This window comes from Chryseobacterium oncorhynchi (genome assembly GCF_002899895.1).
Classification (GTDB): domain Bacteria; phylum Bacteroidota; class Bacteroidia; order Flavobacteriales; family Weeksellaceae; genus Chryseobacterium; species Chryseobacterium oncorhynchi.
Map to the genome: position 1 here is coordinate 1 of NZ_PPEI02000016.1, position 3,527 is coordinate 3,527.

The 3,527-nt window shown below is 39.5% G+C and carries 2 protein-coding genes; both read right to left on the reverse strand.

Going from position 1 to position 3,527, the window contains the following annotated elements; translation table 11 throughout:
• Window positions 1-94: 94 nt before the first annotated feature.
• Window positions 95-3,220: a hypothetical protein gene (locus C1638_RS21985; protein ID WP_109624079.1), complete on the reverse strand. Its 3,126-nt coding sequence runs from the start codon at window positions 3,218-3,220 to the stop codon at window positions 95-97.
• 14 nt (window positions 3,221-3,234) lie between these two features.
• Window positions 3,235-3,527, reverse strand: a 293-nt coding sequence (locus C1638_RS21990) for a T9SS type A sorting domain-containing protein (RefSeq protein ID WP_133247235.1), incomplete at its 5' end; no start/stop codon positions are given.

The following is a 3,527-nucleotide window of genomic DNA, read 5'->3' on the forward strand; positions in this document are numbered from 1 at the left end:
GATTGTATATAGTTTTCTGTAGGGGTAAGCTGTGCCTGCACCGACTGGGTGATAAGCAGCAAACCTATGGGGATGAGTATTTTTTTCATCAGTGTTAGTTTTTATAGTGATAGCTAAATTCCTTTAAAATATTGTTGCTGGCATCCACCACAGATTGCAGCCTGTTCATAGAATCATATTTGTAGAATTCCCTGATTCCTGTCGGAGGGGTGATGCTTGTTACCCCAACCTGTGGATCATAAGTATAGGTGGTAATACTATGATTCTTAAAGGCAGACTGGTTCCTGTACGTATCCATCGCATTCATCAATGCTTTTTCCTTGTCTACATCCACATCCTCATTTGATTTCGCAATAATATCAGCGGCCAGTGCTAACGCTTCCTGATAGGTAGCACCCTCTATCTTGGCAATAGGCTGGGTATTTTTATAACCCCAAATAATAGCCGTCGGAATACTTCCCTTTGTGGTATACTGCAGGATATTTCCGTTGACGTCATATTGGTCATAGCTTATTATATTTTGCGCGGAAGAAGCATTGTCTGTATCAAACTTTTGTTCTGATACAGGAAGCACCAAATTGCTGGTCTGGGCATTCTTTCCATAGATGCTTCTTGTCTTTGAAATCACCTTTCCATTTTCCTTAACCTCAGTTTGAAGTGGAATACCAATCATGTTGGCAGTAATCATATCGGTATTGTTCTGCTCATGGGCATACTGGTAGCTTGTCTCCTGAATGGTATTGTCCGGAAAGGTGGTGACACTTTTGGTAAGGTTGTTATGGATGGATGAGGTATAGTCCATCTCTTCCTTGGTCGTCATCCCTCCATTGTCAAGGTATTTGGTTGATGTTTTGCTAAGCAGCTTGAATGGTGATGCCTCAAGGGAATAAAGTCCCCAGTTAAGGTTAAGGTAATCCATTATATTGCTTGTATTAGTTATGTTGACAATGTCACTATAGGACAATCCCTTGAGAATTGTATTACAGTTATCATTCGAGTTATCGGACATACATTTTTCAGGATAAGTATAAAAATAATTACTCTCTTCAATTTTCTTGAAGATCCCGTTTTTGAATTCAAACATTTCTTCCCTATTAAGTTGTCCATAGGTATGACCCTTGTCATCAGGCGGTGGAAAAGGTATTTTATTAAAGTTATTAGTGGTAATAGGCTTGGTGAAATACTGAACCGTTTTCCCATTGGGAAGGCCGGATGCATCCTTTTCTATTCTTTCGACTCTTCTGTACACGAGATTTTGTCCTTTTAGCTTGGATAGTGGATTGGATCCCTGGGAATAAATCACTCCATAGCTGTTTGTGCTAGCCACAAATGGAAGCGTCAGTATGGTTCCAGATGTCGTTCCATCCTCATTAACATAGGCAAACTCCTGGGTATAGGTATTAGCATTGTCATTCGAGGTAATTTTTTTAACTCGTTGCCCTCCTATCACTATAGGAGCAGTATCCGCTTGCTTTTCCTGCCATTGCATTCCAACGGAAAAGGAATAAGGTACCTCAAAGTTGTCAGGATCTTCTGTATGCCCATTGCTCTTTGCGGTAAGCACATGGTTCCCGATCGTTAAGGAAGTTGCAACACGAGCTGCTGTTCCTGGATTAAGCCAATTGCCATCAATCATGACTTTATAGTCACAAGTAGTAGAATATGGACCAGGGGGACAATTGCTGATATTCACCTGGGCATCAAAATAATTGCCTACTATTGGTCCATCTACGGTAAATGGGATCTCATACTTTCCATTTCCCTTATAATGCATAGGCATCCTATTAAGACGTATTGCCTTGGGAACGAAATCAATGGCTGATGGTATCATCAGGTCATAATTAACTGGCCTTACTGTTACATTACTTTCATAGCTATATTCTGAAAAGCCTCCTGTTGGGTAAGTAACCTTTGTTAATAATCCGGTGAGTGCATACTGTGGATTGACTGTGAGCTTTTTCTTATCAATATTGGAAAACATATAATCCCCATTATTCTGACCATTATAATACCCCCATATATCCTGTGAAGCAGAGAACCTATTAGGCAGGGTATCGGAATTATAGTCAAATGAATAATAATTTTCGTAATTGCTAGTTTGAATATTCAGTCTTTTCACCGCTCTTAGCCGCAGTCTTTTATTTTTATAGATGTTTGCAGCATTTGAGACAATGGAGACATACGAGGGCAATGACTGTGTCTCATTATAGTAATCATAAAAGAGTTGGAACTGCTTGACAAGCTTTCCATTATTATCATATACCTTGATAAATTTCAATATGTCTGCTTTCCCAGTATTACTGATCAAATCCTCCCTTTCAGCGCTGTATTCAAATGTTACCTTTTCAAAGGGAGTTGTAATTTCCTTTATAACCTTAAAATTTTCCGTACTTCTTATAAGGGATAGTGCATCATTTGTTTCGTCCCCCCTGGAAACATAGATGCTGGAAGAGTTCAGGTATTCAAGAGAAGCTGTTTGGCCCTTGCTAGATATTCCTGTAAGGTACCATGAATCGTTGATATTTGGTGAGCTGTTCGCTTGTTGTGTTGATGGAGGTTGCTTAATAATTTTTGTAGAAGATACAGATTTACTTGAATACTGCTGGTCAAAATTAAATTCAGTCCCGTTATTGAGGGTCACTTTCCATTTGTTGGCTTCCTTAATAATTTTTGTATCATCCTTTTGCTGAGGAATGTATGTATTATTATTGTAGTTGTAGAAAAACGGTATTGTATTCCCAAAATAGTTAATGTTATAGCTGTCTGTTTCCAGATCATCCCCTGTATAGGGTTGGGTAAGATGCTGATGATTGTATAGAATGGCATTTCTTCCATCATAGGTAGGCGTATTGACGTACTGCTGGATAATATTGGCGGATTGTCCGTCTATCTTATCCCTCACTTCCTGAGTTAATATGCCTGAGTTATTAATGGACCAGCCTAGTCCCACGGAGGTAGCCATTTGCCCAACCTTGATTCCGGAAGCATCATACTGTAGCTTAATGGGTAGTTCAAGATCCCCTACACGAATTGCATGAAGCAATACCCCTATACTTGGGGTTCCAGTGGATAGATTCACGGATTGCTTGTCAAAGACTCCCAATGCATTGGCATCAAGGTTGGGTGCTATAACTCTGGGAATCATTTTGGGTGATTCCTGTTGTGCATGTAAGGTTCCCATCATAAGCAGGATGCCTATCGGAATAATTATTTTCTTCATTATTATCAGTTTTTTTATTTCTTAATCAGTTTAGCATTTGCCGTCTTTTTATTTTCAGTCTTTATCGTTACCAGATAAGCCCCCTGAACCAGGGCCTGTGTATTGATCTTAGTTACCCTGTTCTTGGTTTTCAGGCTTTGCAATTGTCTTCCACTCATGTCATAGAGTAGAATATCAGCCTCCTTGAGGTCAAAACCTATTTCTACGTAGGCATAATCCGAGACAGGGTTCGGGTAGATCTTGATGTCATACTTTTCAATTAAATCATTGACCTGCTTATCACCCAGCTTTACAATCTTCCAGTTCT